Genomic DNA, 3,787 nt, shown 5'->3' on the forward strand with positions numbered 1-3,787 from the left:
TACCGCTTCGTGTACTTGCTTGCCACCTGGTCACTGCTTCCTCTGGAACCACTCTGATCCCAGTCTCCAGGTGTCCACGATCAAGGGGAAGCTTCACGGCGCGGCAGGCCACGATGAGACGAAGCCGGCCAGACGGGTACTGCAGGGGTGACCTTGTAGGCCGCGTGCGCGGCGCACACGGCGCCGAGACGCCCACAGAGCCTCCTGGACGGCGGTTGGAAACGCGCCGGGAGTGATTTTCTCACCCCTCAGGCCCGATTGCTTCGCCCTCCTCTACATCACCCGGCCGTGTTGCCCCGTTCCCTGGCCGCCCACCGGCACCCCCTCTACCATGGGGAACTTCCAGCCGGAACGTCTGCTACAGGGATGACAGGGGGACGGATGGCTCAGGGCGAGAAACCCATATCTCACTTAATTGACGTCAACACACCAAGCGTCGCGCGTATATACGACTGGCTGCTGGGCGGGATCGAGAATTTCCGGTCGGACCGGGACGCCGGCGAGGAGTTACTCCGTATCGCCCCCAGCACGAAGACGCTGGCCCTCAACAACCGGGCCTTTTTGCGTCGCGTGGTGCGCGAGCTGGCCGACACCTATAACATTCAGCAGTTCCTGGACCACGGATCCGGCCTGCCGACCCAGGACAACGTGCACGAAGTGGCCCAGCGAGCAGCTGGCGGGGCACGCACCGTGTACATCGACAACGATCCGATCGTGGGCGCCCACGGGCGCACCCGCCTGGCGCAGGACGACCAGACCGCCATGGTCCACGCCGACATGCGCGACACGGACCGCATCTTTGAACACGCGGCCGTCCGGCGCCTCATCAACCCCGGCGAACCAGTCGCCGCCCTGTTCGTCTCCGTGATGCACTGTCTCAAGGACGACGACGTACAGCCGATGCTCCAACGGGTCACCGAACGCCTGGCCCCCGGAAGTTTCCTGGTCATCTGCCAGCTCGTCAGCGACCGCAGGGACGTCCGTAACGAAGTCACCCGGCTGATGAACGACATCACCCACGACAACTGGGGCCGCGTCCGGGAAGAACATGAAGTCACCGCCTACTTCGACGGCCTGGAAATCATTCCTCCGGGACTCGGGGATGTCGTGCGCTGGCGCCCGGACACCGAGGTCGTACCGCGCCCGCACATCAAGGACTGGGTGGAATGGGGAGGAGTCGGCCGCCTGAGCTGAGCAGACGGCCCATCCCCGGTGACTCTCAGCCCCGCCGCATCTGCGCCTCATACTGCCCGTGCATGTCGTTCAGGAAGTCGATGGTCTCTTCCCGGGACAGAGCGACATCCATCAGCTTCGTGATGACGAGCCGGTACTGATCCAGGTATGCCGGCCTCGTCCAGTAGTCGGCCTTGTTCATCTGCTCCACGTACACCAGCTCGGAGGGACCGCCGTCGCCGAAGTGCAGATGGGTGATCGGATAGTTCGGAGCGATGGCGGCGCGGTCGAAGGGCACGATGAGGATGTTGACGCGCGCTTCCGTGGCCATCGCTGTCCGCAGGAACGTGATCTGTTCACACATCACTTCGGGTCCACCGACCGGACGCCGCAGAACTCCCTCATCCAGCAGGGCGAGCACCTCGGGCCGGTGGTCGCTGTGGAAGAGGCTCTGGCGGTCGATCCTGGCACGGACGTGACGGTCGATCTCCGCCTCGTCTCCCTCGGGCATGGCCGTTCTGATCACCGCCCGTGCGTAGCTCGGAGTCTGCAGCAGCCCGGGGACCACGTGCGTCTCGTAGGCCAGGATGGTGATCGCGGCCTTCTCCAGAGCGATGAGGCGACGCAGGTACCCCGGTGTCACATCGCTGTAGGTCTTGTACCGAGCGCTGTCCTGGACCTGCCGCATCAAGTTCTCGAACTCGTCCATCTGATCGGCGCGCGGGCCGTAATGACGGACAAGATCGTAAGCATCCCGCTCCTTCGGTGGACTCTCCCCCCGCTCCAGACGACTCATCTTTGAGACGCTGCCCCGAATGACGGGGGCCACCTCCGCGAGAGAAAGCCCGCGCTCCAGCCGAAGCCGCCGAAGGAACTCACCCAGTAAACGCGGAGCGGCCTCTGCCTTGGAATCGGGCACGGATGGAGCGGCCAGCTGAGCTATGGCGGACATGTCTGCTCCTGACGCTGACGGGACAACTCAACTCCTGCCAGTATTTCAGTCCGGAGCCCACCATGTCCGCCATAACAACCTATGGCCTGAGGTGAGTTCAGGCCGTCAGATCATCGAACTCACCGGCCTTCACACCCGCCACAAACGCCGCCACCTCAGACTCCGTGTACACCAGCGCCGGGCCTTGCGGGAAACGGGAGTTACGGAAAGCGACAGATCCATCCTTCAGATCTGCCACTTCAACACAGTTCCCGGTTCCCTGACTCGCCGTGCTCTTGATCCATCGTACGCCCGGAATGTCGACCGCAGAGACGCCATTATCGAACGGCATTCGCACACCTTTCACTCACATTCGAACAACGCACTTCCCGCCCCAGGCCAGTTGCCAGCAGTCGGGTAGGAGAATCCCATATGCAATTGCATGGAGCGGGAATTGATGAGAATCCTAGCTTTACGGTGTCCTCTCCGAAGTCCCCCGAAAGGGTTGAAGACCGAGGGGCCTGGCAGGAAACGCCACATGTCGGAACACATATCGCCACCAGTCGCCGTGGCTGGTGAACGGGCGTGGCCCGCGACCCTATCCCGGTCGATCATGCCCACGAGTCAACAACTGCGAGAAGGCTCGGCACGGCAGGGCCGAGGGCCTCAGGATCCGATCATTTGACGATCACATAAACCACGCCGCGGGCAGGAGGCTTTGGAGTTCCCGGCATCCTCGTATGAAGCGGCGGTGGGAGCGCTCTACCACTTACTCGCCGCGCTCCCGGAGAACACGGGCCGGGGCAGAGACTTTCTCATCGGCCCGGGCGGACGTCCACCGTCCCGCGCCAGGCAGCGAACGGCGACTCGGGCGCCGCGGACCTACGGGAGTTCCTGGTCGACATCAGGTGGGCATGAAGCGACAGCCCAGAACCCGGAGGGCCTGGTGGCGCGTCTGGAGTGCGTGGTAGCGGTAGCCCTCCTCGACATCCCCGAGGTTCAGGCCCCCGCCCGGGCAACAATTCTCACCCCGGGCCGGCCGGCGCCCCGGCACTGGACGCTTCCGAACGAGCCACCGCCGCCTGGGCAGCAGATGGAGTGAAGAACCGACAGCCTTGGGCTGCGATGCCCGGCCGCGCCTGAGAGGCGGCGGAGTCAGCCCCTGCGGTTCCAGGACTGGGATCTGGTCGCCGTATTCTTCGCGGGCTGCTGCTTCGTCGCCACTTTCTCCGCGGGCATCGCCTTCTTTCCCGCGGTGCGCCTCCGGCCCGTCTCCTTCGCGGACACCGACGGGGTCGGCTTCCTGGACGCGTCCGTCTCGCCGCGCGAGGTGCGCGCCGCCGCCACCGACCGCGTCAACGCCGTCACCAGGTCGATGACCTGGCCGCCAGGCGGAACCCGCCCGTTATTCGCTGCGGGCTCGCGGCCTTCCGTCTTGGCTGCGAGCAGTTCCCCCAGGGGCATCCTGGTAGCGGTCTCCCCCCACCTGAAACGCTCACTGACTTGGGACCAAGGCAGCGAAATGGCACGTCACCACGAGATCGCGATGGCTACGAACATGCCTGTCTTCTTCTGCAACCCCGCTAGCCTCGCCGTTTCACTTGGTGTGGGGTCGGGTTCTGTGCGGTAACGCGAAAGTGCCTTCTGAGCTGGGACGATGAACCTTGTCGAGGGGTTCTGTCG

4 protein-coding genes and 2 pseudogenes are annotated in these 3,787 nt (G+C 64.4%); 2 read left to right on the plus strand and 4 right to left on the minus strand.

What is annotated here, in order from left to right:
• The first annotated feature begins 381 nt into the window (after positions 1-381).
• Positions 382-1,194, plus strand: a complete 813-nt coding sequence (locus tag PV679_RS35835) for an SAM-dependent methyltransferase (RefSeq protein WP_319685469.1) — start codon at positions 382-384, stop codon at positions 1,192-1,194.
• A 25-nt stretch (positions 1,195-1,219) separates the two neighbouring features.
• Here PV679_RS35835 and PV679_RS35840 read toward each other — a convergent pair whose 3' ends face one another.
• The 4 genes and pseudogenes from PV679_RS35840 to PV679_RS35850 all read right to left on the minus strand — a co-directional run bounded on the left by PV679_RS35840 (position 1,220) and on the right by PV679_RS35850 (position 3,568).
• Entirely contained in the window at positions 1,220-1,882 is a 663-nt protein-coding gene (locus PV679_RS35840) for a DUF5753 domain-containing protein (RefSeq protein ID WP_319685470.1), read from the minus strand.
• A 3-nt stretch (positions 1,883-1,885) separates the two neighbouring features.
• Positions 1,886-2,125 (minus strand): annotated as a pseudogene (locus tag PV679_RS36335) (helix-turn-helix domain-containing protein); the annotation flags it as partial.
• A gap of 97 nt (positions 2,126-2,222) precedes the next feature.
• Complete coding sequence (locus tag PV679_RS35845; protein WP_319685471.1) at positions 2,223-2,456, minus strand: DUF397 domain-containing protein; 234 nt, start codon at positions 2,454-2,456, stop codon at positions 2,223-2,225.
• A gap of 803 nt (positions 2,457-3,259) precedes the next feature.
• The gene (locus tag PV679_RS35850) at positions 3,260-3,568 is read right to left on the minus strand and encodes a hypothetical protein (protein ID WP_319685472.1); all 309 of its coding nucleotides are present in this window, start codon (positions 3,566-3,568) and stop codon (positions 3,260-3,262) included.
• A 22-nt stretch (positions 3,569-3,590) separates the two neighbouring features.
• On the opposite strand from PV679_RS35850, the pseudogene PV679_RS35855 reads away from it, so the two are divergent.
• A pseudogene (locus PV679_RS35855) lies at positions 3,591-3,692 on the plus strand (IS30 family transposase); the annotation flags it as partial.
• Positions 3,693-3,787 lie beyond the last annotated feature (95 nt).

The sequence above is a fragment of the Streptomyces sp. AK02-01A genome (assembly GCF_033795305.1).
Taxonomy (GTDB): Bacteria; Actinomycetota; Actinomycetes; order Streptomycetales; family Streptomycetaceae; genus Streptomyces.

Excerpts from the sequence above, each read along its gene's own strand:
- PV679_RS35835 (WP_319685469.1), top strand. The coding sequence starts at position 382 with ATGGCTCAGGGCGAGAAACCCATATCTCACTTAATTGACGTCAACACA.
- PV679_RS35840 (WP_319685470.1), bottom strand. The coding sequence starts at position 1,882 with ATGGACGAGTTCGAGAACTTGATGCGGCAGGTCCAGGACAGCGCTCGG.
- PV679_RS35845 (WP_319685471.1), bottom strand. The coding sequence starts at position 2,456 with ATGCCGTTCGATAATGGCGTCTCTGCGGTCGACATTCCGGGCGTACGA.
- PV679_RS35850 (WP_319685472.1), bottom strand. The coding sequence starts at position 3,568 with ATGCCCCTGGGGGAACTGCTCGCAGCCAAGACGGAAGGCCGCGAGCCC.